General features: G+C 61.7%; 27 protein-coding genes. 12 read left to right on the plus strand and 15 right to left on the minus strand.

The features are described from left to right. The first annotated feature begins 118 nt into the window (after positions 1-118). Positions 119-733, plus strand: a complete 615-nt coding sequence (locus tag AC2YI2_RS03935; RefSeq protein WP_487385108.1) for a transglutaminase-like cysteine peptidase — start codon at positions 119-121, stop codon at positions 731-733. Positions 734-745: 12 nt separating this feature from the next. On the opposite strand, the gene mbfA is transcribed toward AC2YI2_RS03935, so the two are convergent. Both mbfA and AC2YI2_RS03945 read right to left on the minus strand, forming a co-directional pair. Further along, entirely contained in the window at positions 746-1,729 is a 984-nt protein-coding gene (gene mbfA, locus AC2YI2_RS03940) for an iron exporter MbfA (protein ID WP_487385109.1), read from the minus strand. Positions 1,730-1,789: 60 nt separating this feature from the next. Further along, entirely contained in the window at positions 1,790-2,161 is a 372-nt protein-coding gene (locus AC2YI2_RS03945) for a hypothetical protein (RefSeq protein WP_487385110.1), read from the minus strand. Between the two features lie 183 nt (positions 2,162-2,344). Here AC2YI2_RS03945 and mutM point away from each other — a divergent pair, with 183 nt between their 5' ends. The 4 genes from mutM to AC2YI2_RS03965 all read left to right on the plus strand — a co-directional run bounded on the left by mutM (position 2,345) and on the right by AC2YI2_RS03965 (position 6,845). Further along, entirely contained in the window at positions 2,345-3,232 is an 888-nt protein-coding gene (gene mutM / locus AC2YI2_RS03950) for a bifunctional DNA-formamidopyrimidine glycosylase/DNA-(apurinic or apyrimidinic site) lyase (protein ID WP_487385111.1), read from the plus strand. A gap of 218 nt (positions 3,233-3,450) precedes the next feature. Next, positions 3,451-3,717, plus strand: a complete 267-nt coding sequence (gene rpsT, locus AC2YI2_RS03955; protein ID WP_487385112.1) for a 30S ribosomal protein S20 — start codon at positions 3,451-3,453, stop codon at positions 3,715-3,717. Between the two features lie 825 nt (positions 3,718-4,542). Next, a complete protein-coding gene (gene dnaA, locus AC2YI2_RS03960; protein ID WP_487385113.1) occupies positions 4,543-6,033 on the plus strand; it encodes a chromosomal replication initiator protein DnaA in 1,491 nt (496 codons plus the stop codon). A 5-nt stretch (positions 6,034-6,038) separates the two neighbouring features. Continuing rightward, complete coding sequence (locus tag AC2YI2_RS03965; protein WP_487385114.1) at positions 6,039-6,845, plus strand: phosphate/phosphite/phosphonate ABC transporter substrate-binding protein; 807 nt, start codon at positions 6,039-6,041, stop codon at positions 6,843-6,845. Here the strand turns inward: AC2YI2_RS03965 and AC2YI2_RS03970 are convergent. The 5 genes from AC2YI2_RS03970 to rph form a co-directional block, all read right to left on the minus strand. Further along, positions 6,827-7,828, minus strand: a complete 1,002-nt coding sequence (locus tag AC2YI2_RS03970; protein ID WP_487385115.1) for a fatty acid desaturase — start codon at positions 7,826-7,828, stop codon at positions 6,827-6,829. The genes AC2YI2_RS03965 and AC2YI2_RS03970 overlap by 19 nt on opposite strands. A gap of 184 nt (positions 7,829-8,012) precedes the next feature. Then, the gene (gene hemW, locus AC2YI2_RS03975; protein ID WP_487385116.1) at positions 8,013-9,191 is read right to left on the minus strand and encodes a radical SAM family heme chaperone HemW; all 1,179 of its coding nucleotides are present in this window, start codon (positions 9,189-9,191) and stop codon (positions 8,013-8,015) included. Then, positions 9,191-9,835, minus strand: coding sequence for a non-canonical purine NTP pyrophosphatase (locus AC2YI2_RS03980; protein WP_487385117.1), 645 nt, complete (start codon positions 9,833-9,835; stop codon positions 9,191-9,193). The genes hemW and AC2YI2_RS03980 overlap by 1 nt, the downstream gene beginning before the upstream one ends. A gap of 9 nt (positions 9,836-9,844) precedes the next feature. Continuing rightward, positions 9,845-10,261: a VOC family protein gene (locus tag AC2YI2_RS03985; protein WP_487385118.1), complete on the minus strand. Its 417-nt coding sequence runs from the start codon at positions 10,259-10,261 to the stop codon at positions 9,845-9,847. Positions 10,262-10,268: 7 nt separating this feature from the next. Then, a complete protein-coding gene (gene rph, locus AC2YI2_RS03990) occupies positions 10,269-10,985 on the minus strand; it encodes a ribonuclease PH (protein ID WP_487385119.1) in 717 nt (238 codons plus the stop codon). A 163-nt stretch (positions 10,986-11,148) separates the two neighbouring features. Between rph and hrcA the strand changes: the two genes are divergently transcribed. Next, positions 11,149-12,195 carry a heat-inducible transcriptional repressor HrcA gene (hrcA, locus tag AC2YI2_RS03995; RefSeq protein WP_487385120.1) on the plus strand — a complete coding sequence of 349 codons (1,047 nt, stop codon included), beginning with the start codon at positions 11,149-11,151 and terminating at the stop codon, positions 12,193-12,195. Positions 12,196-12,326: 131 nt separating this feature from the next. Then, on the plus strand, positions 12,327-12,947 hold the full coding sequence (gene grpE / locus AC2YI2_RS04000) for a nucleotide exchange factor GrpE (protein ID WP_487385121.1): 621 nt from the start codon (positions 12,327-12,329) through the stop codon (positions 12,945-12,947). A gap of 4 nt (positions 12,948-12,951) precedes the next feature. On the opposite strand, the gene ybaK is transcribed toward grpE, so the two are convergent. After that, on the minus strand, positions 12,952-13,425 hold the full coding sequence (ybaK, locus tag AC2YI2_RS04005) for a Cys-tRNA(Pro) deacylase (protein WP_487385122.1): 474 nt from the start codon (positions 13,423-13,425) through the stop codon (positions 12,952-12,954). 2 nt (positions 13,426-13,427) lie between these two features. After that, positions 13,428-13,781 carry an arsenate reductase gene (locus AC2YI2_RS04010; RefSeq protein ID WP_487385123.1) on the minus strand — a complete coding sequence of 118 codons (354 nt, stop codon included), beginning with the start codon at positions 13,779-13,781 and terminating at the stop codon, positions 13,428-13,430. A 166-nt stretch (positions 13,782-13,947) separates the two neighbouring features. On the opposite strand from AC2YI2_RS04010, the gene AC2YI2_RS04015 reads away from it, so the two are divergent. Continuing rightward, entirely contained in the window at positions 13,948-15,156 is a 1,209-nt protein-coding gene (locus AC2YI2_RS04015) for a GGDEF domain-containing protein (protein WP_487385124.1), read from the plus strand. A gap of 40 nt (positions 15,157-15,196) precedes the next feature. Here AC2YI2_RS04015 and AC2YI2_RS04020 read toward each other — a convergent pair whose 3' ends face one another. Next, on the minus strand, positions 15,197-15,823 hold the full coding sequence (locus tag AC2YI2_RS04020; protein ID WP_487385125.1) for a 2'-5' RNA ligase family protein: 627 nt from the start codon (positions 15,821-15,823) through the stop codon (positions 15,197-15,199). Positions 15,824-15,992: 169 nt separating this feature from the next. Here AC2YI2_RS04020 and AC2YI2_RS04025 point away from each other — a divergent pair, with 169 nt between their 5' ends. Next, positions 15,993-16,556, plus strand: a complete 564-nt coding sequence (locus AC2YI2_RS04025) for a methylated-DNA--[protein]-cysteine S-methyltransferase (RefSeq protein ID WP_487385126.1) — start codon at positions 15,993-15,995, stop codon at positions 16,554-16,556. Positions 16,557-16,565: 9 nt separating this feature from the next. Then, positions 16,566-17,081 (plus strand): methylated-DNA--[protein]-cysteine S-methyltransferase, encoded by a 516-nt coding sequence (locus AC2YI2_RS04030; protein ID WP_487385127.1) that lies wholly within the window; start codon positions 16,566-16,568, stop codon positions 17,079-17,081. Positions 17,082-17,158: 77 nt separating this feature from the next. On the opposite strand, the gene AC2YI2_RS04035 is transcribed toward AC2YI2_RS04030, so the two are convergent. Then, positions 17,159-17,719: an Lrp/AsnC family transcriptional regulator gene (locus tag AC2YI2_RS04035; RefSeq protein ID WP_487385128.1), complete on the minus strand. Its 561-nt coding sequence runs from the start codon at positions 17,717-17,719 to the stop codon at positions 17,159-17,161. A 48-nt stretch (positions 17,720-17,767) separates the two neighbouring features. Between AC2YI2_RS04035 and AC2YI2_RS04040 the strand changes: the two genes are divergently transcribed. Beyond that, positions 17,768-18,952 carry an MFS transporter gene (locus tag AC2YI2_RS04040; RefSeq protein WP_487385129.1) on the plus strand — a complete coding sequence of 395 codons (1,185 nt, stop codon included), beginning with the start codon at positions 17,768-17,770 and terminating at the stop codon, positions 18,950-18,952. A 214-nt stretch (positions 18,953-19,166) separates the two neighbouring features. Here AC2YI2_RS04040 and AC2YI2_RS04045 read toward each other — a convergent pair whose 3' ends face one another. From AC2YI2_RS04045 to AC2YI2_RS04055, 3 genes are all read right to left on the minus strand, one after another. Next, positions 19,167-19,388, minus strand: coding sequence for a hypothetical protein (locus tag AC2YI2_RS04045; RefSeq protein ID WP_487385130.1), 222 nt, complete (start codon positions 19,386-19,388; stop codon positions 19,167-19,169). A gap of 127 nt (positions 19,389-19,515) precedes the next feature. Further along, complete coding sequence (locus AC2YI2_RS04050) at positions 19,516-19,860, minus strand: hypothetical protein (protein WP_487385131.1); 345 nt, start codon at positions 19,858-19,860, stop codon at positions 19,516-19,518. Positions 19,861-19,868: 8 nt separating this feature from the next. Continuing rightward, positions 19,869-20,795: an NAD(P)-dependent oxidoreductase gene (locus tag AC2YI2_RS04055; RefSeq protein WP_487385132.1), complete on the minus strand. Its 927-nt coding sequence runs from the start codon at positions 20,793-20,795 to the stop codon at positions 19,869-19,871. Positions 20,796-20,932: 137 nt separating this feature from the next. Between AC2YI2_RS04055 and AC2YI2_RS04060 the strand changes: the two genes are divergently transcribed. Continuing rightward, positions 20,933-21,736 (plus strand): N-acyl homoserine lactonase family protein, encoded by an 804-nt coding sequence (locus AC2YI2_RS04060; protein WP_487385133.1) that lies wholly within the window; start codon positions 20,933-20,935, stop codon positions 21,734-21,736. 5 nt (positions 21,737-21,741) lie between these two features. On the opposite strand, the gene AC2YI2_RS04065 is transcribed toward AC2YI2_RS04060, so the two are convergent. Next, positions 21,742-22,428, minus strand: a complete 687-nt coding sequence (locus AC2YI2_RS04065; RefSeq protein ID WP_487385134.1) for a GntR family transcriptional regulator — start codon at positions 22,426-22,428, stop codon at positions 21,742-21,744. Positions 22,429-22,455 lie beyond the last annotated feature (27 nt).

Raw genomic sequence — 22,455 nt, forward strand, 5'->3', positions numbered from 1 at the left:
TTCAGCCGCACGTCTTAACCATAGTTTTCAATGGCTACTATTCGTCCCCCCACAATCATTGACACCAGACCCCGAAATCACTTTAACTCTTTATTAAGAATTTCGGGGACCGGAAGTTATGGCGGGAACGATCGGAAAGGCTGCAATTGCGGCACTGGCGCTTGGCGTGAGCGCACTTTCGGGGACTTTTGCTGCTGAGGCTGCATCGCGCTACATGCGCACCGGTGCCGTCACATCGCAGCCGATCGGCCACTATCAGTTTTGCCAGGCCAACAAGGCCGAGTGCTCCCTCATATCGTCCAATGTGACACCGGCGCGTGTCACCGATTTCGGCTGGAACGTGATCAAGGAAGTGAATTCCGAGGTCAACCGCCGCATCCTGCCGATGACCGACCAGGACATCTATGGTCGCGACGAGGTCTGGGCTTTCCCGACCGATGTGGGTGACTGCGAAGACTTCGTTCTCGAAAAGCGCCGCGAACTGATGAAGCAGGGCTTCTCGGCCTCCAACCTGTTGATCACCGTCGTTCGCAAGCCCGATGGCGAAGGCCATGCGGTGCTGACCGTCCGCACCATGGACGGCGACTTCGTCCTCGACAATCTCGACGAGCGCGTCCGCCTCTGGACCGAGACCCAGTATCGCTTCATGAAGCGGCAGGCCGATTATGACAGCGGCCGCTGGGTGAAGATCGAGAACGGTTTCGACGTGCTGGTCGGCGCGGTGGATCAGTAAGGCCTGAATTCCTCACGCATTGCCAATGAGGATGCCGGCGGCGAGCACCAAAGCGCCGCCGAGCACGACTTGTAGTGTCGCCTTGAAGAACGGCGTCTCCATGAAGCGGTTCTGAATAAACGCGATCGCCCAAAGCTCCACGAACACCACGGCAATGGCGATGGCTGTCGCCAGTGTGAAATCCGGTATCAGATAGGGCAGCGCATGGCCCAGGCCACCGACCGCGGTCATGGTGCCCGAGGCCAAGCCGCGCTTGATGGGTGACCCGCGGCCCGATATCTTGCCGTCATCATGCGCCGCTTCGGTGAAGCCCATCGATATGCCTGCGCCAACCGAGGCGGACAGACCGACCAGAAAGGTCTGCGTCGTGTCGCCGGTCGCAAAGGCCGCGGCGAAGATCGGTGCCAGTGTCGATACGGACCCATCCATGAGACCGGCAAGGCCTGGCTGGACATAAGTGAGCACGAATTGGCGCCGGGACGCCTCGTCCTCTTCCGAACGTACGCTGTCCGGCGTGTGGGTCGCCGCCAGCCGCCGCGCAAGCGCCTCATGGCCGCGCTCGGCCTGGGCGAGGTCGCCAAGCAGCTTTCGCGTTGCTGCATCGGAGACGCGGGAGGCCGCTAGAGCATAGAATTCCCCCGCCGCCCGCTCCATGGCTTCCGCCTGATCCCTTATCTCCGTGATCGGCAGCGATCGGACCAGCCAATCCGCCTTTCGATCGGGAAACTCCCTGATATGTTCGCGCCTCACCAGCGGGATGCGCTCGCCGAATCGATTCCTGTGCAGTTCGATGAGCATCTGGCGATGATGGCTCTCCTCTTCGGCCATGTCCTCGAAGATCTGCGCGGACGCGGGATAGGCGTCGCGCAGCAGATCGGCATAGCTGAGGTAGATGCGACCATCATCCTCTTCATTGGAAATTGCGAGTGCGAGGATCTCCTGCTCGGAAAGAGAGGCGAGCGGGCGCTTGGAGGTACGGAAAAGGCGGGCAAGCATGGCGCGGTCCAGATTTTAGAATTATTCTAAATATGAACCGCGCCTGCCGGAAGATCAAGCTCACGGATCGAGACTGATCGTCTCGGTCGCGCCACCGGTGCAAGTGTAGCAGCAATCGGTGCAGCTTTCGCGGCCGCCGGGACCTACGCCCCAATACGTGCCGCGGTCACCCTGGATCCATGCGCCATAGCAAATCTGCTCACCTTCCTCGCAGGAGAGTGGCATCTGCTTGGCCTCGCCATCGTCGAGGATGTAGACCTCGCCGTTGCCCGGCCACACATGGTTTCGGCCCTGGCTGTGGAGCTCGACCTCCACGGCATTCGGATGGTTGTTCTGCATCATGAAGGTCACATCGGCAGCGAAAGCCGGCGCGGCACCAATGATCTGCGCGGCCAGCAAGATTGCAGCCGCCATCAAAGTTTTGAATTTCATTCTATACCCCTGACGCCCGCGGAAATGCAGGCAAGTTACTGATAGCATGGCCGAATTCCGAGTGATACATTGGACTGAGAAAAATGCTGACAGCATTGCGCCAAGCGATCCGGCCCGTTGCTACATCGCTGGACGCGGCCCTGCCTGCCACACTATATGAGGCGATCCAACTGGAACGATCCGATGCCTGAATTGCCGGAAGTGGAAACCGTGCGCCGCGGCCTCGCGCCCTATATGGAAGGCCGCCGCATCCGCACGCTGACGCTCAACCGGGCGGACCTGCGCTTCCCGCTGCCGACCGATTTCCGCGCCCGTGTCGAGGGTATCCGCGTGCACCATCTTTCCCGCCGGGCGAAGTATCTGGTGATCGGGCTCGAGAACGATCTCTCGATCATCGCCCATCTCGGAATGTCGGGGTCGTTCCGCATAGAAGAGACGACCGACGCCCTGGCCGACTTCCATCACCCGCGCTCCAAGGACCAGGCGCATGATCACGTCGTCTTCACCATGGTCGACGACGAGGGTGGCGAAGTCCGCATCATCTACAACGACCCGCGCCGATTCGGTTTCATGGATCTGATGCCAACCAGCGACCTTGACCGTTATCCCGCCTTCAGCACGCTGGGACCGGAGCCCATGGGCAATACGCTCTCGGCTGATTATCTCGCCGATCGCTTCGCGGGGAAGAAGAGCCCGGTCAAGGCGGCCCTGCTCGACCAGCGCGTCATTGCCGGCCTTGGCAACATCTATGTCTGCGAGGCCCTCCATCGTTCCGGCATAGGGCCGGAGCGGCTGGCCACGACCCTGGTCACCAAGACCGGACGGCCCTCCCGCCAGCTCGACGCGTTGACCCGCGCGATCCGCGACGTGATCGCCGAGGCCATCGAGGCCGGCGGGTCCACGCTGCGCGATCACATCCAGACCGATGGCTCACTGGGCTACTTCCAACACCGGTTCCGGGTCTACGACCGCGAGGGTCAGCCTTGCATGACGCCCAGCTGCAAGACTGCCGTGGCCAGGATCGTCCAATCGGGCCGCTCGACGTTCTATTGCCCGAGCTGCCAAAATTGAGGAGATCGCCAGCGGAACCCGACAATCTGGGCGTTCACCAGATTCTTTTCCACGGGATCATTGACGACGTCCGGCTTTGGAGCTATACGCCGCCGCACAGATTGAGAAGCTTCAAAACGGTTTCTCCTGATGCTCCCTCATTGCTTGGCATTGAGGCCGCCCCTCCGGGGCCGCGGCGCAGGGGCACGTTGGAGCATTTGGATTAGAGAGAGGCAGAAATGGCCAATACTACTTCGGCGAAGAAGGCGACCCGCAAGATCGCTCGCCGCACCGCAGTCAACAAGAACCGCCGTTCGCGCGTCCGTACCTATGTCCGCAAGGTCGAGGAAGCAATCGCTTCTGGCGACAAGGCTGCCGCAGAGGCCGCTCTCAAGGCCGCCCAGCCGGAATTGCAGCGCGCCGCCACCAAGGGCGTCATGCATCGCAACACGGCATCGCGTAAGGTGTCCCGTCTTGCCAATCGCGTGAAGACGCTCGGCGCCTAATTTTTCCTCCCTCAGGGAAATAATCGAAGCCTGGCCGTTGGCCGGGCTTTTAGCGTTTGCTAAACTACCGCACGAATTCGTGCTGCAGTGCAGCTTTTCCTAGTATTTGGTGTGACAGTTTTTCTTGTGCTTTTTCAACAACTTCCCTGAGGTTGTCACAAAACGGTCAACCTTCCCTTGCGGAAGTTCGTCACATTTGGCGGTCAAGCGAATTTTTTATTTTTCCGCAGATTCGGCCGTTTGGCAGCACCAAAAAAAGAATCTCTTTGATTCATTTGCGATTCTTTTTGGAGGGTCGCGGCCTTCAGAAACAGCATCGGAATGTCAATGCCTTTCTCTTAATGCACGGTAAAAATCCCGGTTGATTTGAGGTCCTGAACTTGCCTAAATGAAGTCCATGAAGAGCCCGGAAATCCTTCCAACGCTAGCCTTGCACGGCCGGTCAGGATGGGTCCGCGCTCCTCAAGCAAAACGGATTTTAGTTCCGAGCAATCCTTGACCGGCGGGCATTCGCGAACACACCGAGAAACATATTTGTTTCCCGGCGGGAAGTCTTTGACTACGCGAATTCGGTCCAGGATGCGAGAAAGGAGACAGGATGGGGATGCCGGACCGCTGATGGTCCGAGAACACGAATGGATAAGATGACCCGGGAAAAGCCACGAGGTCTGCATTTCGCTCCATGGGGATGAAGCGTCACGCGGAGGCAGTCCCAACAAAGATGCGATCGGGGTTCTGACCCCGTCAAAACGACATGCAGAAGGCGGCGACATGCATATCAATATTGCACAAAAGAGCGTATTTTCCCCCGCGGAAAGTGCGCCTATGTCCATAAAGAAAATTTCCGAAAATGGTGAGGGGGATGCAGGCATGCGGCAGGAGGCCTTGTTCGAGCGCTTTAGCGCGAAACTCAAGGCCAAGGTCGGACCCGAGGTCTATGCAAGCTGGTTCGGCCGGCTCAAGCTTCACTCGGCTTCGAAGAGCGTCGCGCGCTTCACTGTACCCACCACATTCCTGAAATCCTGGATCAACAATCGCTATCTCGACTTGATGACGGCGCTCCTGCAGGAAGATGAGCCGGGCATTCTCAAGATCGAGATAGTGGTGCGCAGCGCCACGCGGGCCAATGGCCGGCCGGGGGTGTCCGAAGAAGCTGCCCCTGCTGTTCCCGAAGTGCAGGTCGCGACACCGGCCCGTAAGCCGATGACGCCGTTTTTCACCGCGCCGAACAGCCATGCCAAGGACGCGCCGAGGACCGTCTCCCAGTCCCCGCTTTTTGGTTCGCCGCTCGACAGCAAATATACGTTCGACAGCTTTGTCGAAGGTTCGTCCAACCGCGTCGCCTTGGCCGCCGCGAAGACGATCGCCGAGTCCGGTTCCGGTGCGGTACGCTTCAATCCGCTCTTCATCCATTCGAGCGTCGGTCTTGGCAAGACTCACCTGCTGCAGGCCGTTGCCGCGGCGGCACTCGCCAATCCGCGCAATCCGCGCGTGGTCTATCTGACCGCCGAATATTTCATGTGGCGCTTCGCAACCGCGATCCGCGACAATGACGCGCTGACGCTCAAGGAATCGCTGCGCAACATCGACATCCTTGTTATCGACGACATGCAGTTCCTGCAGGGTAAGATGATCCAGAACGAGTTTTGCCATCTGCTCAACATGCTGCTCGACAGCGCCAAGCAGGTCGTGGTGGCGGCGGACCGCGCGCCGTGGGAGCTGGAATCGCTCGACACCCGCGTTCGCTCGCGTCTGCAGGGCGGCGTCAATATCGAGATGGAAGCGCCCGACTACGCGATGCGCCTCGAAATGCTCAAGCTTCGCCTCGCCCAGGCACGGGAAGAGGATCCCAATATCCAAATTCCGGAAGAGATCCTCGAGCATGTGGCGAACTCGATCACGGCCTCCGGCCGCGAACTCGAAGGTGCCTTCAACCAGCTGATCTTCAGGCTCTCCTTCGAGCCGACGCTGACGCTCGAGCGCGTGGATGAACTGCTCGCCCATCTCGTGGGCGCCGGCGAACCCAAGCGCGTCAGGATCGAGGACATCCAGCGCATCGTCGCCCGGCACTACAATGTCTCGCGGCAGGAACTTGTCTCGAACCGGCGCACGCGTGTCATCGTCAAGCCGCGCCAGATTGCAATGTATCTTGCCAAGACCATGACGCCGCGCTCCTTTCCGGAGATCGGCCGGCGCTTCGGCGGGCGCGATCACACGACGGTGCTGCATGCGGTCCGCAAGATCGAAGAACTGATCTCCAACGACCAGAAGCTCGGCCACGAGATCGAGCTTCTGAGGCGGCTTATCATCGAGTAGGGAAAATGTTGGTCGCAAGCCTTCTAATGTATGACCGACCGGATGTGGTCCAGAACGCCAACAATGCGCTCTGGGCGGCACTCCGCGATCGTCTCAGAGTGCGCGGCCTCGACGTTCCCGATGCGCTCGATCGCAGCGGCGGCCACGACAGCTATTGGCTGCGGCCCGATCTCGTCTTCGGCCAGACCTGCGGTTATCCTTACGTCCAGGAACTCAAGGGCCGGGTGCGACTCGTCGCCACCCCCGTCTTTCGCTATTCCGGCGGCAGGGGTGCGCGGCGCGCCAGCTTCATTGTCGTGCGGGAGGATGACACGGCCCGCTCAATCGCCGATCTCGTCGGCAAGCGGGCGGCGATCAATGACTGGCTTTCGAATTCCGGCATGAACCTGCTCAGGATCGCCGTAGCGCCCCATGCCAGGGACGGACGCTTCTTCGCCGATGTCATCGTAACGGGCGGCCATATGATGTCGATTGCCGCGATCCGCGAGGGCCGCGCCGATACGGCAGCGATCGACAGCATCACCTGGGGCCTGCATGAGCGGCATGCGCCGGAGATGGTCGCCGGCATCAAGATCATCGGGGAAACGCCGATGGGGCCGGGTTTGCCCTACATCACAAGGCTTGCTTCCAGCGATGCCGACGTCGCCGCCCTGCAGCAAGCACTGGCCGAAGTGATCGCCGATCCGGCCAATGCCGAAGCGCTGGATACACTCGGCCTAACCGGCATCGAAGTGTTCTCCGATGCCGAATATGCCGAGCTCGAAGGCTTCCGCGACGAAGCGCGGAAGCTTGGTTACCCGAAAGTCGCCTGATCTGCCCTGACCGTGGTCGCGGGCTCGCGTCCGTCCTCGGTTTCCGGATGCCAGGGATGGATCGGGCTGTGATGCTGCCGGAAAAGGTAGCGCTTCGCCACCTCCCAATAGCCGTTATAGACCAATCCGCCATTCAGCCGGATATAGGCCTCACGGTTCTCGCGATAGAGCGCTGGGATCTTGTACCAGGGAATCGCCGGCCTGTTGTGGTGGACGATGTGCAGGTTGTTGTAGAGGAACAGCAGGCCGAAGGCCGGCGAATTCTCCACGATCGCCGTCCGCTCCTCCTTGGTCTCGGCATAATTGTGCTCGGCGAAGGAGCGCAGCCGCGAGAAGGACAGGCCAGCATAGACGAAGGCCACCAGGTAGATCCAGAACGGCATCCCTGCCACCGCCAGCACCCAGTAGAGCACGACAGCAACGCCGGCAAAATGCAGGAGCCAGGTCGGGACATGCCTGAGATCGCCACGGGCGATCGCCATGGCCTCATGGCTCCACAGTGCGACGAAAGCGATGATCGGGCCGAAGAGCAGCCGGCCGACCAGCGTATTGTTAAGCTGGGTGATGAGCCGGCCGAAGCCGCCGAGCCTCTGCCAGGTCGGCCCCGTGAGATAATAGGATTCGGGATCCTCGATCGGGTCCGTCAGCCATTCGTCGTTGTGGTGCTTGAGATGCGCCCGTTTGTAGAGCGGGTATGGAAGCCAAAGACCGATCGGCAGCGAGCCGATCGCATCATTGACCCGCCGGAAGCGGGTCGGATGGCCATGCAAGACCTCGTGCTGCAGGGATCCATGCCAGGCGACAAGCCAGCCGCCGACAAGGAGAAGCAGGACTAAGGGGACCGACTGCCAGAAGTAGGTAAGAAGGAGCCAGCCGGCATAGATGAAAAGAGCAAGCAGGAGGGTGGGCCACTCGACCGTAAAGCGGGATCGTTTGCTCCGCTTCACGGACGGGCTCGGTTCATCGAAATGAATCGTCGCCATGATATTCCGAGAGTCAAGAATCAGGTTCTGAACGCGGAGAGCGGATCGTCCTGGCGCTACCTAATGTATAGATTTATTGATCAAGCTTGCGCGGAGGTCAAGTGGCGTCCCCGCGCCGAGCGAAGAAATCGACTGAATTGGTAGACTTTCCTCAGAACGCTGTTCCAGCTGCGTTATTTCCGGATCATGCCGCGAGGTCTGCCACCACCGCGTCGAGGATGAGCATGCCCTGCGGCGTGCAGCGAAGCCGCGAATTGCCGAGCCGCTCGATGAAGCCATGGCCAATGAGAAAGTTCTCGCGGTCGATGTCGAGCTCGCGGCCTGAAAGCGCGGACCAGCGGGCGAGGTCGAGGCCTTCGCGAAGGCGCAGGCCCATCAGCAGCATCTCGTCGGCCTGTTCGTCGGTCTCCAGCGCATCCCGAACGACCATGCCGTGACCGTGTTCGCCGACCAGCTTCAGCCATTCCTCCGGCGTGCGGTGCGTTGCCGTCGCATATTTCCGGCCATTCGCGGTCAAGCGTCCATGCGCACCCGGGCCGAGGCCGACATAGTCGCCATAGCGCCAATAGGTGAGATTGTGACGGCTTTCGGCGCCAGGCTGGGCGTGGTTGGAAACCTCGTAAGCCGGCATGCCGGCGTCGGCGGTGAAGCTTTGCGTGATCTCATAGAGTTCTGCGGCGTGATCCTGATCGGGAATGACGATCTTGCCGGCCTTGTGCAGGCCGAAGAAGGGCGTGCCCTCCTCGATCGTCAGCTGGTAGAGCGAGAGGTGGTCAACGGCGTAGGAGATCGCCTCCTGGAGCTCGCGCGTCCATTCCTCGCCGGTCTGGCCGGGGCGGGCATAGATCAGGTCGAAACTCATCCGCGGGAAGATTTCGCGCGCGAGCTTCACCGCCCTGAGCGCATCGGCGACATCATGCAGCCGGCCGAGGAATTTCAGGTCGCGATCGTTGAGCGCCTGGACGCCAAGCGAGACGCGATTGACGCCCGCCGCACGATAGCCCCTGAACCGTTCGGCCTCGACGCTCGATGGATTGGCCTCCATCGTGATCTCGATTCCCGAGGGCACGTGCCAGTGGCGGGCGATCCCGTTGAGGATCGCCTCCACCGTCTCCGGCTTCATCAGCGATGGCGTGCCGCCGCCCATGAAGATCGAGGTCACCGTGCGAACGCCTGTAATGGCGCGCATCGCCGTCATCTCGCGCAGGAAGGCCGCGACGAATGCATCCTGATCCACAGGCTGGTGGCGAACATGGCTGTTGAAGTCACAATAAGGGCACTTGGCCGCGCAGAACGGCCAGTGGACATAGACGCCGAAGCCGGGTTCGCCCGTATCGGCAAGCAATGGGCCGTCCGTGATCATCAGCCTTCCAGGCAGGTTTCGACGAAGAGCTTGAAGGCCCTTGCGCGATGGGAGAGCGCGTCTGCATCGCCAGGCTTCCAGCCATGCTTATCTTCGGCCGGCATTTCGCCAAAGGTCTCGGCAAAACCTGTCGGCTGGAAAACCGGGTCATAGCCAAAGCCAAGATTGCCGCGCGGCGGCCAGACGATATGGCCCTCGACCTCGCCGCGGAACAGCTCCGTATGACCATCCGGCCAGGCGAGGCAGAGCACGCTGACGAAGCGGCCGGTGCGGCTTTCGGGGGTCTTGGCACCCTTCTCGTGAAGCGCCTTCTCCACCTTTTCCATGGCCATGCCGAAATCGCGGCTGCCGTCCTCGCGCTCGGCCCAGTTGGCAGTGTAGACGCCCGGCGCGCCGTCCAGCGCATCGATGGCGAGGCCGGAATCGTCCGACAGAGCCGGCAGGCCCGAGGCCATGGCCGAGGCGAGCGCCTTGATCTTGGCATTCTCCTCATAGGTCGTGCCGGTCTCGTCGGGCTCGTCGAACTTGAGATCGGCAGCCGACTTGGCTTCGAAGCCGAGCGGGCCGATCAAGTCGCGGATTTCGCGGATCTTGCCGGCATTGTGGCTGGCGACGACGATCGTCTTGGTATCGAGCTTGCGCATTCGTCTTTCCTATTCGATACCCCAGATGCGGGCTTCAGTGAATTCGAGCGAATTGCCCGAGGGATCGCGGAAATAGATCGAGCGTCCACCCTGCGGCCATTCCATGTCGGATTCGATAGCGACGCCAGCTCTCTCCAGCCTTGCCCGCCACTCGTCCAGCTCAGTGGCCTCTGCCCGGAAGCAGAGATGGCCCGGCCCTCGCGCGCCATGCGGCGGTACCGGCAGCTGACCGACCTTATAGTGGGCCTCTGTTTCGTCAGGGTTGAAGATCAAGAGCACGCCCGGCCCGCACCGATAGAAGACATGCCTGATACCGGCGCGCGTGATCTTTTCCAGTCCCAACACGCCGCCATAGAAGGCCTCGGCGGCGTCGAGATCACCGGCGTAGAGCGCGGTTTCCAGGACCTGGGATGGCGGCTTCGTCATCGTTGCGTCAGGCGATCGCCTGCTTCTGCAGTTCGACCAGCTCGGACACGCCCTTCTTGGCGAGGCCCATGAGCGTCAGCAGTTCTTCTTCGCTGAAGGGCGCACCTTCTGCCGTGCCCTGGATTTCGACGATGCCGCCCTTGCCGGTCATCACGAAATTGGCGTCGGTTTCGGCAGAGGAATCCTCGAGATAATCGAGGTCGAGCACCGGCTGGTTGGCAAAGATGCCGCAGGAAATGGCGGCGACATGGTCCTTCAGAACCTTGTCGAGCTTGACCATGTTGCGGCCTTCCATCCATTTCAGGCAATCATAGAGCGCGATCCAGCCGCCGGTGATCGAGGCCGTGCGCGTACCGCCATCGGCCTGGATGACGTCGCAATCGACGGTGATCTGGCGTTCGGAGAGCGATTCGAGGCTGACGACGGCGCGCAGCGAGCGACCGATCAGGCGCTGGATCTCCTGGGTGCGTCCGCCCTGCTTGCCCTGCGTGGCCTCACGGCGCATGCGGTCGCCGGTCGAGCGCGGCAGCATGCCATATTCGGCCGTCACCCAACCCTTGCCGGAGTTGCGCAGCCATGCTGGCGGCTTTTCCTCGACGCTTGCGGTGCAAAGCACGTGGGTATCGCCGAAACGGACGAGACAGGAGCCCTCGGCATGCTTGGAGAAGCCCCGCTCGAAGCTCACCTTGCGCATTTGATCTGTCTTCCGCCCCGATGGCCGCATGCTCGAACTCCTTCATGAATATGCGAGCGTCTTAGAGACTTTCTCACCGAAATGGAACCGGTTCTGTTGCCGCAAGCGTTCCCGTGTGCCGGAGCTAGCATTTTCCTTTGCGAAGGCGCCGCAAACCCCTATATTCCAAGATATGCATCAGTGGGTAACGCGTATGAAGGGTCTCGACGAACGGTCTGGTGAGATTTTCCGGCGGATCGTCGACAGCTATCTCGCAAGCGGCGAGCCGCTCGGATCACGCTCGCTGTCGCGGCTGCTGCCCATGTCGCTGTCACCTGCCTCCATTCGCAATGTAATGAGCGACCTCGAGGAGCTCGGGCTCATCTATTCGCCGCATACATCCGCCGGGCGGCTGCCGACACAGCTCGGCCTCAGGTTCTTCGTCGACGCCTTCATGCAGGTCGGCGATCTCTCGGAGAAGGAACGGCTGGACATCGAACGGCAGCTGAGGCCCAGCAACCGCAATATGCCGGTCGAAAGTGCGTGGAACGAGGCGAGCCAGATGCTGTCCTCCGTCTCGCGCGGCGCGGGCCTCGTCATCACTGCCAAGAGCGACACGCTGGTCAAGCATGTCGAGTTCATCAGGCTCTCGCCGGAAAAGGCGCTTGCCGTGCTGGTCGGCGGCCTGGATGAAGTCGAGAACCGCATCATCTCGCTGCCGGTCGGCATCACATCATCGCAACTCACGGCGGCCGCGAACTTCCTCAATGCCCATCTGTCAGGTCTGTCGCTTGCCGAGGCCCGCACCCGGATCGACAAGCTCACCGATACGATCCGTGCTGAACTCGATCAGCTCTCCAGCGACCTCGTCGAGCGCGGCCTCGCCATGTGGTCGGGTGACGCCGGCGACGGCCGCTCGGCCCAACTCATCGTTCGCGGTCGCGCCAATCTGCTCGAGGGCGTCGAGGGCACCGAAGATATCGAGCGGCTGCGCCTGCTGTTCGACGATCTCGAAAAGAAGGAGTCGCTCTCCGACATCCTCAGCCTTGCGGAAGGCGGCCAGGGCGTCAGGATCTTCATCGGCTCGGAGAATACGCTTTTTTCCATGTCCGGCTCGTCGCTGATCGTGGCACCCTACCGCAATGCCGAAAACCGGATCATCGGCGCCGTCGGCGTGATCGGTCCGACCCGGCTGAATTATTCGCGCGTCGTGCCGATGGTGGATTACACCGCGCAGCTGATGTCGAAGTTTTCCGGGTGACCTTCACGGCACCTGAAATGCGCGCCCTGCCCTGCGGAAGCGTGTTTCTTCGCGACAAGCCTTGATTTTTTCGCTCCAAACCTCGATATCCGCACCAAATCCCTGGAAGATTATGAGTTGCGGAGACCGTGATGACGGACGACAACAAGAACGCCTACGAGACGGAAGTGAAGGACGCCATGGCAGCCGAGCAGGCCGCTGTCGAAACGCCTGTTGCCGCGCCCGAGGCGGAGGCCGCGTTTGATCCCTTTGAGATACTCAAGGTCGAACATGCCGACCTCAAGGACAAGTATCTCAGGCTCGCCGCCGAGATGGACAATCTCCGCCGCCGCACCGAGCGCGAGATCAAGGACGCCAAGACCTATGCGGCAGCAGGCTTTGCCCGTGACATGCTTTCGGTATCCGACAATCTTCGTCGCGCACTGGATGCGGTGCCGGCCGAAGCGCGCGCTGCCGCCGAGATCGGCCTGATGGCACTGGTCGAGGGGGTGGAAATGACGGAACGTTCCATGCTTTCGGCGCTGGAGCGCCACGGCGTCAAGAAGATCGAGCCAGCCGGCCAGAAGTTTGATCCTCACTTCCACCAGGCGATGTTCGAAGTGCCCAATACCGACCTGCCGAACAACACCGTCATCCAGGTGGTGCAGGACGGCTATGTGATCGGCGACCGCGTGCTCCGGCCCGCCATGGTCGGCGTGTCCAAGGGTGGTCCCAAGACCGACGCTCCGAGCACCGCCGAGAGCGCCAGCTAGACCGTCAAGCGACGATCGCCGCGGTGATAGCCTTCGCCGCGGCAACCGCATCGGCGGGCGCGAGCCTGACCTGCAGCCCACGCTGCCCACCATTCATGTAAACGAGATCGTGCGCCATGGCTTCGATCTCGAACACGGTGGGCACCGACTTCTTCTGGCCGAAGGGCGAAATGCCGCCCACGACATATCCAGTCACTTTTTCCGCCATCGGCGGCTTCATCATGTTGGCCGACTTGCCCTTGAAGGCAGCGGCGAGCTTTTTCATGCTCACCTCCCTGTCGGACGGAAGCACGACGCAAACCGGCTTGCCATCGACCTCGGCCATCAGGGTCTTCAGCACGATCGACGGCGATACGCCGAGCGACTCGGCCGCCTGCATGCCGATGCGGTCGGCATCGGGATCATAGTCATAGGCGATGACATCGAATTTCGCACCAGCGGCGGCGAGCGCCAGGGTGGCGCGCGTGGATTTGGACATGGTCAGCTCTTCTGGAAGATCTCTGCATATACCGCCGGCTTGAAGCCGTTCATTACTGTGTCGCCCAGGACCAGGACCGGGCGCTTGATCATGGTCGGCTCGCGGGTCATCAGGGTGATCGCCCGTTCTTCGTCGAGGTCCGCCTTGTCGGCATCGGGCAGTTCCTTGAAGGTGGTACTCGCCTTGTTGAGCACCTTTTCCCAGCCCACGCGGTTGCACCAATCCCGGACGACGGCGGCATCGATCCCTTCGGCGCGATAGTCGTGGAAATCGTAGGTGACATCGTTCGCCTTCAGCCAGTCGAAGGCCTTTTTCATCGTGTCGCAGTTCCTGATACCGTAGATCTTCGCCGTCATTGCCATGCCTCATGCGCCTGCCCGTCCATAGCACAATCGGGCGGCTGGAAAAGCGCTGATCCGGCACTATCGCATTGCCGTGTCAGGGCCTGGATTTAGTGATTGTTAAGCATCCCCGCCTACCTTGCCCGGCGCCGCCTCCATCTGCGCGGCCATAGGACCTATTATGGCTTCGACTGCCCTTGCGCTGCTGCTGCCGGCCACCATGGCCATTTGCGCCGCCGCCCTCCTGATGATTTCGCGCTTCAACGTGCCGGCTGCCTTCGCCTGGGGCGTGGGCTTCGCATTTTGTGCGGCGGGCTTCGCGACTCCGGCCACGCCTTTGCCGGTGCATCTCGCCGCGCTCATGAGCGACTTCTTCTTCGTCGCCGGCTTCCTTTTCCATGCCGAAGCGTTCCTCACGCATTTTTCGTTCCCGCTCTATCGGCGCGAGCGGGTGGCCTTTGCAGCCATCTATCTGATCATGAATTTCTATGTCGTGCTGAAGCTCGAGAGCCTGCATCTCGAACTGCTTCTCAACGACATCGCCACCTCATGCCTGCTTGGCTTTGCGCTGGTGCGGGTGATGCACCATGCCCGCACGCCCGCCGACCGCGCGGTCGTCATGACCGGCAGCGTGGTGGTGATCGATACGCTGGTCCGCGTCCTCGCCTTCGTCTATTTTGCCAATTCGACGGATCGGCTGGAAGAATTCACCCAGTCCTCCTACGCCCAGGCGATGCAGATCACCACGACGCTGATCGGCCTCGTCTATGTGCTCTCGATTGCCGCAGCACTTGCCGATCGCGTGATCCGGCAGTTGCGCGATGCGGCCGAGCGCGATCCGCTGACAGGCCTGCTCAATCGCCGCGGTTTCGACCGGGCGGTCGCCGATCTCAGCCAGGGCGGAAAGGTCGCCGGCGCTGTGGTGACCTGCGACATCGACCATTTCAAGCAGGTCAACGACCAGTTCGGTCACGCAACCGGCGACCGCGTCATCCAGGCGCTTGCCCAGGCCCTGCGGCACGGCTTGCCGATCCAAACGATTTCGGCCCGTTTCGGCGGCGAGGAATTCGTAGCGTTTCTGCCGCATGCCAGCCTCGCCGAAGCCGGCATCCTGGCCCAAACGCTGCGGGGCCGCTTCGCCGCGCGGGACTGGCGCCACATCAATATCGACCGGCAGATCACCGCGAGCTTCGGTGTCGCCGCCGTCGCCGACGACGAAGAGTCGGCGAAGCCGGCCATCAAGCGCGCCGACCGGGCACTCTATGACGCCAAGGCCGCAGGCCGGAACAAGGTGGTCTGGGACGGCGGCAACTACGAGCCCGGCAGCGCCATCGTCGATATTCAGCAGGTCCTGAAGGATGAGGCACGGCGGGCGGGCGACGGAACGTGAACGTCTCCCTTCGCGGTATCCGCCACGCGCATCGAGAGCTCTAAGCGTCAGGCAGCTTTTCCTGCGGCCACAGGAATTCATGGCTCCCCTGCCCCACCAGGCTTCGGACGAGCCAAAGTCGATCGACCGTCCAGTTGATCGGCCTCGACAGATGCTCGGGCATGACCGGCTTGTCGTAATGGATCAGCGTCATGTGGACGAGGAAGTCCTCCTGAAACCCGTGCGGCAAGGCGCCCAGCCCGTCGAGCCTGTCGGCCAAACCCAAAACCACGGAACGAAGCGCTGGATTGGGTTCGGTCGCGGCAAGCGCGATGGGACGACTTGAGCGGCTCCGCAGACTCACGACACTATCGAACTTGATTTCGAACGGCTCGAAACACACGCCATAAATCGCCGCCCTGGCATCGTAGATCAGGCTCTGCTCGAGGACCGGAGCATGGTCCAGGCCAATCAGGCTGATGTAGAGGCGCCGGTCGGACAGGGGCTGGCGGTCGATGCGATAGAGGTCACGGTAGTCGCGCGCAATGGCTTGGGCAGCCGCCGCAGTGGTACGGTCCGGCCGGGCGGCGATGAAGAGATCTTCGCCACCGGAACGGTCAGCCCATTTGCGTGACGCCTGCGGTTTTGCCGGGCTGCCGAGATCGAAACCTATTTGATCATTGGACATGCGAGCGCTCCCTCTTCTGGACGGTGTTCCGTCAAGCTATCCAGATTTTCGATTGCGTCAAGAACAAAACAGGAACATTATTCTGACGAGATGCCTTTCCCAAGAATCGGGTTGAAGGTCAGCGCGCCAAGCACGATCTTGAGGGGGAACGAACGGAAGGATTCGAGCCATGAGCCGGTCGAACCGAAATTACCAGATTTTCGAGACCGCCGCCGGCTGGTGCGGCATCGCATGGAACGAGGCGGGCATCGTCCGTTTCACCCTGCCGACATCGAGCGAGGCCAGCGCGGAGCGCTCGATGCTGCGCCGCATGCCCGAGATCACGCGCGCGGAGCCGCCGGCCGACGTGCAGAATACGATTGCCGACGCCCGGCGCTATTTTGCAGGGGAAGAGATCGACTTCTCGCATGTCCGCCTCGATCTCGGGCCGCAGGATGCGTTCTTCGCCAAGGTCTATGATGCGGTTCGCCGGCTGGGTTGGGGCGAAGCGACGACCTATGGGGCGGTGGCCAAGCAGCTCGGTGCCGGGCCGGAGGCTGCACGCGACGTCGGCCAGGCCATGGCCAACAACCCGATCCCCCTGATCGTGCCGTGCCACCGCGTGCTAGCCGCAGGCAAGAAGATCGGCGGCTTCTCGGCCCCCGGCGGCTCGGACACCAAGCGCCGCATGCTGGAAATGGAAGGCGTGGACGTCACGCCGCCAAAGCCGGTACAGCAGTCGCTGGCGTTTTAGGCTGCGCTGGTGCTGCTGCATTTCCAAACGATCGAGCAAGATCATGCCATCGGTCCGATCCACATCGTGGCCGATGGCGCCAGGCTGCTTGCCATGGAATTCGGCGACGTCGAGCATCGGCTGATGCCGATGCTGCGGGCGCGATACGGCGCCGATATCAGGCTCGAAGCAGTGGACGACCTGCATGAGATCGTGGCTACCATCCGCACCTATTTCGATGGTGATATCCATGCCATCGATGCACTTGCCGTCGATGGCGGCGGCACGGATTTCCAGCGGCAGGCGTGGGGCGCGCTTCGCAGAATCCCGCCTGGCGAGGTCAGGACCTACGGGCAGATGGCAGCCCTACTTGGACGGCCGAATGCGGCCCGTGCCGTGGGAGCGGCCAATGCGCTGAACCCGATCAGCCTTGTCGTGCCGTGTCATCGCCTCGTCGGCAGCAATGGCGCCCTGACCGGCTATGGCGGCGGGATCGAGCGTAAGCGCTGGCTGCTCTCGCACGAGCGGCGGTGGACGAACGTCTGACGCGCCGCTTAGATCGACGATCTCGACCGACCGGGTTGCTCTTTGCCGTAAAGGCTGCGCCGGGCCGCCAAGTATCATCAACGTCGATTGCCGGCGAATATGCTGTCGTCGTCATCAGGCTTCACGATCGGCGGCCAGTCGCTGGTGATGCCCGGCTGCACCGGCCGTTCGATATAGGTGGAGAGCACAACATAGCTCCGCGTCGCCTTGACGCCGGGCGTGTCGTAGAGGCGCGCCAACAGGCCTTCAAGCGAATGCGTGCTGTCGGTACGCACCTTGAGCAGCATGCAGGTGTCGCCGGCCACCGAATGGATCTCCTCGACCTCGGGATGCTCCTCGATCGCCAGCAGCGCCTGCGTCTTGCCCCAGCCGGTCGTGTCGACATGGACGAAGGCGAGCAGGGTCTTGCCTACCGCTACGGGATCGATCATCGCCGACACGCTCCGGATCACGCCGGAACGCTTCAGCCGCTTGACCCGCTCATGCGCCGCTGGCGGCGAAAGGCCGACACGATCACCGAGGTCGGCGTAGCTGATCAAGGCATCCTCGACGAGAACACCTAATATCTTTCGGTCCATCGCGTCGATTTCGCGCTCCGGCACCCGCCGCCGCCGAATGTCATCTGTATTTTGATCCATATCGACATTTCCTCTTGTTGCCGAATTTCATTCTGCAATTATGCGCTAATGACGAACTCTGATCAATCCATTTCCCACCAGACCGTAGGCCGGACACGCATCCCGCCCTTCGCCTTCGTGCTGACGGCGTGCATAGGCGTGATCGGTTCGAACTCGCTGGCGCTCGGTCCGATCGCGCCGGAAGTGGCCCAGAGCCTCGGCACAGACGTGCCCGCCGTGATGACGGCATCGGCAGCCTTCGGCCTCGGCACGGCGGCGAGTGCGATCTTTCTCGGGCGTCTGATCGACCGCCACGGCGCGCGCCGCATGCTGGCAGCCGCGCTGCTCATCTTCACCGCAGGGCTTGGCGCCAGTGCTCTGGCACCGGCACTTTCGATACTGGTCACGGCCCAGCTTCTTGTCGGCATTGCGGCCGGCATTGCGCTGCCCGCGATCTACACGCTGGCCGCGGTGGTTGCGCCGCCCGGACGCGAGAGCGAGACGATCGGCGTCGTGCTGACCGGCTGGACGCTGAGCATGGTGGCCGGTGTTCCGCTGTCGGCGACCATCGCCGATTTTGCTGGCTGGCGCACCGTCTACATCGTGGTCGCGGCCACGGCGATCCTTGCCTTCATTGCCATTCGCTTCAAGTCGGTGCGGGAAGAGGTTAGAGGCCCGGCGACTTCGCCGCTGGCCGCGCTCGGCATAAGCGGTGTCGTGCCACTCCTCGCCGCCTGCGCGGCCTTCATGGCATCCTTCTACGGCGTCTATGCCTATGTCGGCGACCATTTGCACAGCGCACTCGGACTGCCGCTCAGCGCCAATGGCCTCGTCGCGGCCTCCTATGGTCTCGGCTTTGGTGGTGCGGCTTTCCTCGATCGCCTGATCGATCGCTTCGGTGCGAAGAGGCTGTTGCCGCTCATCTTCCTGATCGTGGGCGGCGTCTATCTCGCCATGGCGGCGGGGAGCGGTTCCTATGTGGGAATGCTCGTCGTGGTCTTCTTCTGGGGCCTTGCCAATCATTTCGGCCTGAATGTGCTGATCATGCGGCTGACCGCACTGGATCCCAGCCGCCGCGGCGCGATCATGGGCTTGAACAGCGGCGTTACCTATCTCGCGCTTTTTGCCGGCACCGTCAGCTTCGGCCAGACCTATGCGCTGGCCGGCTTTGCCATCCTGCCGCTGCTTGCTGCGGCGTTGATGCTGCTGGCCGTGCTCTTTGCCAGGCTCGCGCCGAGCGACTCATTCTCATAGCTGTGGCTGGACCCGGCGCGGCGACCCAGCCACCGCCCCCGCACCTCATAGAAGCAGGTAACGCTCGTGCCGATGAAGGTGAAGGCCTGGTTGCCGGATTTCGTGGTGTCGGCATCGATGGACTTGGGGTGAGCCGATCGCGCTGGCCGCCGGGCCTTATTGGGAAGAAATGGGGACGATCAGTCTCGGTCGGGCTCCGGTCAACGCAAACGATTCAGTGATGCAAGGCGCGTTCGCGATCCTCGGCTCGTGGATTGTCCTCACGACCGGCATCACCGGCAGAATTCTGCGCCAGGTGTTCGATGAACTGCTCGCTGGCACGTTCTGCATCTTCTCGCGACGAGAATGGCCCCTCAAGCAGATGCGCTTGTCCATCGGCTATCAGAAGCGCATCACGCGTGACCAGATTGAAGAATAATTTGGGTTCGTCCAGCATCATCGGCTCCTTGCCTCAACTGATGATGCCTGCTTTGCGCGGACGAGGTAATTCTAAGATCTTGGGATATTGCGCTGCAGCAAGGCGGTGGGCGGCGGGTGGGGCCGCGGGACCCTCAGTGAAGGGCTCACGCCGGCCGATAGATCTGCGCCACCACCGCTCCGGGAAAGGCCATCGAGCTCACCAGCGTGAGGGACGTTGGCGTGGTGAGTTCGCAGAACAGCGGCAGGCCTGTGCCCAGCATTACGGGAGCTACGATCAGGGCGAACCGGCCGACCAGTCCCGGGGCGACAAGACTGCCCAGGAAGCTGCGGCTGCCCGTGCTTATCGGAGAAGGAACGAGAATATCGTCGTTTTGCCATGCCCCTTTCATGGAGAACCTGTGCGCCGCTCGCAGACACCATTTGCTTGGCGGAGTGCCCGACACCCAGAGGGTCGCCAACGCGACCTGCGGGCCACGCAGATCGTTCATACATATCCCTATGCTTTGTTCTGCGTCGCCTCGCCGACCACCAGTTCCGTTCCGGCGAGCAACTCGGCAAAACGGGCCAAAGCTGTATGATCCTGGCCTCGGCCGAGCACTTTCTGGGCGCCGGACCAGAGATCCAGGCAAAGTCCGGCGAAAGGAGCCGGCGTTTCGGTGGTTCGTGCGACCCCGAGCGCAATGCCGAGATCCTTCACCATCAGGTCAAGTCCGAATCCTGCATCGAATTTCCGGGACAGGACGAATTGCTTGAATTTCTTCTGGGTCGAATTGTTGACGCCGGTCGAAACGTTGAGGACATCGACCATGAGAGAGGGATCGAGGCCAAACTTCTGGCCGATCAGCAGCGCTTCAATCCCGATGAGAAAGCCGCCAGCGCTGACGAGGTTGTTGAGCGCTTTCATGGCATGCGCGGTGCCGACCGAGCCGGTTCGGATGATCGACGATCCCATTGCCCGCAAGACTGGTTCGGCTTCGGCGAAGCCCTCGTCTGGTCCACCGACCATGATCGCAAGTTCACCGGTCGCGGCTCGCGCCACGCCGCCCGAAACCGGCGCGTCCATCATGAGAATTTTCCGCTGGGCGGCGAGCCGGGCAAATTCGCGGGTCATATCCGGCGCGCCGCTCGACATTTCCAGAACGACGGCGCCTTCTTTGAGGCTTGCGATGGCGCCGTCGCTTCCGAACAGCACCGAGTGAACGATGGCACTGCTCGGCAACATCGTAATCAAGATGTCAGAACGCTTGGCCACCTCGGCCGGCGAAATACAGGCACAGGCGCCCGTTTCCTGAGCGACTTGAGTGCTTCGCGTCGAGTCAGCGTCGTTCACCGCCACGCAATAGCCACTGGTGGCAATTCGCGCGGCCATTGGCTGTCCCATAGCACCGAGGCCGACAAATCCGATTGCGGGCATACCATCCATAACATCATCCTCGTCAAGGCATCTTCAGCCAAATCCTGATCACAGCCAGAATTGTCATAACGACTGTTTGTCATACAGCATGACAATATGGTATTTCAAGCCGTGATCGCGTTTGCCTGAGGGAGGAGGAATACAAGTTGCCCCATTATGAGGTTTTGGCTCTTCGTTACGCCACCACTGCGCTCGACCGGCCAAGGCACGAGAACTTCATGCCCGGCATGGATATCCACGCTGGGGCCATGCCGCTCGACTATTATGTATGGGTCATCAGGGGAGAAGGTCGACTCGTCGTGGTCGACACGGGATTCGGCGCTGAAGCGGCTGCCGGGCGGGGACGCATTCTGCTGCATGAGCCCGCCGGCCTGCTACACGCGATCGGGATTGCGGCCGATCAAGTCGAGCATGTCGTGCTGACCCACCTTCACTATGATCACGCGGGCTCACTCGACGCTTTCCCCAATGCCATTTTCCACCTGCAGGACGAGGAGATGCGCTATGCCACCGGCCGGCCGATGTGCCATGCCTGCTTCCAGGCGCCGTTCAATGTCCGGGACGTGCTGAAGGCAGTCGGGCTCGTCCATGGCGGCCGCGTGCGATTCCACGACGGCACATCGGAGCTCTTTCCCGGCATCACCCTGCATCGGATCGGCGGCCATACGGGCGGGCTTCAGGTCGTGCGCGTTTCGACGGCACGTGGTCCGTTGGTGCTGGCCTCGGACGCATTCCATTTTTCCGAGAACCGCCTTCGCCGCGCGCCTTTTCCTCTCGTCTTTCACGTGGGAGAAATGCTCGAAGGATTTGCCCGCTGCGAGGAATTGGCCGGCGGAAACGATGAACTCCTGATACCTGGCCACGATCCCGAGGTTCGCCTGCGGTGGCCCGCGCTATCTCCGGAGTTCCCCGATGTGGTGCGTCTTGACCTTCCACCGCGCAAAATTTGAACCGATCACTCCTTGATGCCGGAAATCGAGTTCAGGACCGCGGCAGCGGCGGCTTCCACATGGACAATGCAGGTCCGCCAGGCGCGCTCTTCATCGCGGCTCTCAAGTGCGTCGAGAAATTCGCGCAGTTCCTGGATCGATTGGCGGGCAAGATCCGAATTGGGCAGTGGCACGGCGCGAAGCTGGGAAACACGGGTATGTATCCGGCGCAGCATGTCGGCGGCGACCTCGTTGCCTGCGCCTTCGAGGAGAATGTCGTAGAAGCGCGTCTTGTTCGCGATGAAAGCTTCCGCAGAGAAGTCGTCATAGACCTTCTCGAGGGCGTCAACGCTCTCGCGCAGTGCTTTCATCTGATCAGGTGTGGCGTTGCGGGCAAAAAGCCGCGCCGCGAGACCCTCGAGCATAGCGCGCACCTCATAGATCGAGCGGGCCGTCTGCTCCGAAATGACGCTGACGCTTAGACCCTTGTTCGGCTGGAGCGTTATGAGGCCATCGGTCTGCAGTTCGCGCAAGGCTTCCCGGAGCGACGTGCGCGATACACCCATCATCTCGCAAAGCTCGCGCTCGATAAGCCTCGTCCCGGCTGGGAAGCGACCGGATGCAATGGCCATGCGCAACATGTCCGCAACCTGTTCGCGCCGCCCAGGAAGGGTTTGCACGCGCATCGACAGATCCTGGGAAGCCTTTTGCATGAGTGAATCCGTTCCTATTGGTTTGCT

The sequence above is a fragment of the Rhizobium sp. SRI_017 genome (genome assembly GCF_057586295.1).

Excerpts from the sequence above, each read along its gene's own strand:
- AC2YI2_RS03935 (WP_487385108.1), top strand. The coding sequence starts at position 119 with ATGGCGGGAACGATCGGAAAGGCTGCAATTGCGGCACTGGCGCTTGGC.
- mbfA (WP_487385109.1), bottom strand. The coding sequence starts at position 1,729 with ATGCTTGCCCGCCTTTTCCGTACCTCCAAGCGCCCGCTCGCCTCTCTT.
- AC2YI2_RS03945 (WP_487385110.1), bottom strand. The coding sequence starts at position 2,161 with ATGAAATTCAAAACTTTGATGGCGGCTGCAATCTTGCTGGCCGCGCAG.
- mutM (WP_487385111.1), top strand. The coding sequence starts at position 2,345 with ATGCCTGAATTGCCGGAAGTGGAAACCGTGCGCCGCGGCCTCGCGCCC.
- rpsT (WP_487385112.1), top strand. The coding sequence starts at position 3,451 with ATGGCCAATACTACTTCGGCGAAGAAGGCGACCCGCAAGATCGCTCGC.
- dnaA (WP_487385113.1), top strand. The coding sequence starts at position 4,543 with ATGTCCATAAAGAAAATTTCCGAAAATGGTGAGGGGGATGCAGGCATG.
- AC2YI2_RS03965 (WP_487385114.1), top strand. The coding sequence starts at position 6,039 with ATGTTGGTCGCAAGCCTTCTAATGTATGACCGACCGGATGTGGTCCAG.
- AC2YI2_RS03970 (WP_487385115.1), bottom strand. The coding sequence starts at position 7,828 with ATGGCGACGATTCATTTCGATGAACCGAGCCCGTCCGTGAAGCGGAGC.
- hemW (WP_487385116.1), bottom strand. The coding sequence starts at position 9,191 with ATGATCACGGACGGCCCATTGCTTGCCGATACGGGCGAACCCGGCTTC.
- AC2YI2_RS03980 (WP_487385117.1), bottom strand. The coding sequence starts at position 9,835 with ATGCGCAAGCTCGATACCAAGACGATCGTCGTCGCCAGCCACAATGCC.
- AC2YI2_RS03985 (WP_487385118.1), bottom strand. The coding sequence starts at position 10,261 with ATGACGAAGCCGCCATCCCAGGTCCTGGAAACCGCGCTCTACGCCGGT.
- rph (WP_487385119.1), bottom strand. The coding sequence starts at position 10,985 with ATGCGGCCATCGGGGCGGAAGACAGATCAAATGCGCAAGGTGAGCTTC.
- hrcA (WP_487385120.1), top strand. The coding sequence starts at position 11,149 with ATGAAGGGTCTCGACGAACGGTCTGGTGAGATTTTCCGGCGGATCGTC.
- grpE (WP_487385121.1), top strand. The coding sequence starts at position 12,327 with ATGACGGACGACAACAAGAACGCCTACGAGACGGAAGTGAAGGACGCC.
- ybaK (WP_487385122.1), bottom strand. The coding sequence starts at position 13,425 with ATGTCCAAATCCACGCGCGCCACCCTGGCGCTCGCCGCCGCTGGTGCG.
- AC2YI2_RS04010 (WP_487385123.1), bottom strand. The coding sequence starts at position 13,781 with ATGACGGCGAAGATCTACGGTATCAGGAACTGCGACACGATGAAAAAG.
- AC2YI2_RS04015 (WP_487385124.1), top strand. The coding sequence starts at position 13,948 with ATGGCTTCGACTGCCCTTGCGCTGCTGCTGCCGGCCACCATGGCCATT.
- AC2YI2_RS04020 (WP_487385125.1), bottom strand. The coding sequence starts at position 15,823 with ATGTCCAATGATCAAATAGGTTTCGATCTCGGCAGCCCGGCAAAACCG.
- AC2YI2_RS04025 (WP_487385126.1), top strand. The coding sequence starts at position 15,993 with ATGAGCCGGTCGAACCGAAATTACCAGATTTTCGAGACCGCCGCCGGC.
- AC2YI2_RS04035 (WP_487385128.1), bottom strand. The coding sequence starts at position 17,719 with ATGGATCAAAATACAGATGACATTCGGCGGCGGCGGGTGCCGGAGCGC.
- AC2YI2_RS04040 (WP_487385129.1), top strand. The coding sequence starts at position 17,768 with ATGACGAACTCTGATCAATCCATTTCCCACCAGACCGTAGGCCGGACA.
- AC2YI2_RS04045 (WP_487385130.1), bottom strand. The coding sequence starts at position 19,388 with ATGCTGGACGAACCCAAATTATTCTTCAATCTGGTCACGCGTGATGCG.
- AC2YI2_RS04050 (WP_487385131.1), bottom strand. The coding sequence starts at position 19,860 with ATGAACGATCTGCGTGGCCCGCAGGTCGCGTTGGCGACCCTCTGGGTG.
- AC2YI2_RS04055 (WP_487385132.1), bottom strand. The coding sequence starts at position 20,795 with ATGGATGGTATGCCCGCAATCGGATTTGTCGGCCTCGGTGCTATGGGA.
- AC2YI2_RS04065 (WP_487385134.1), bottom strand. The coding sequence starts at position 22,428 with ATGCAAAAGGCTTCCCAGGATCTGTCGATGCGCGTGCAAACCCTTCCT.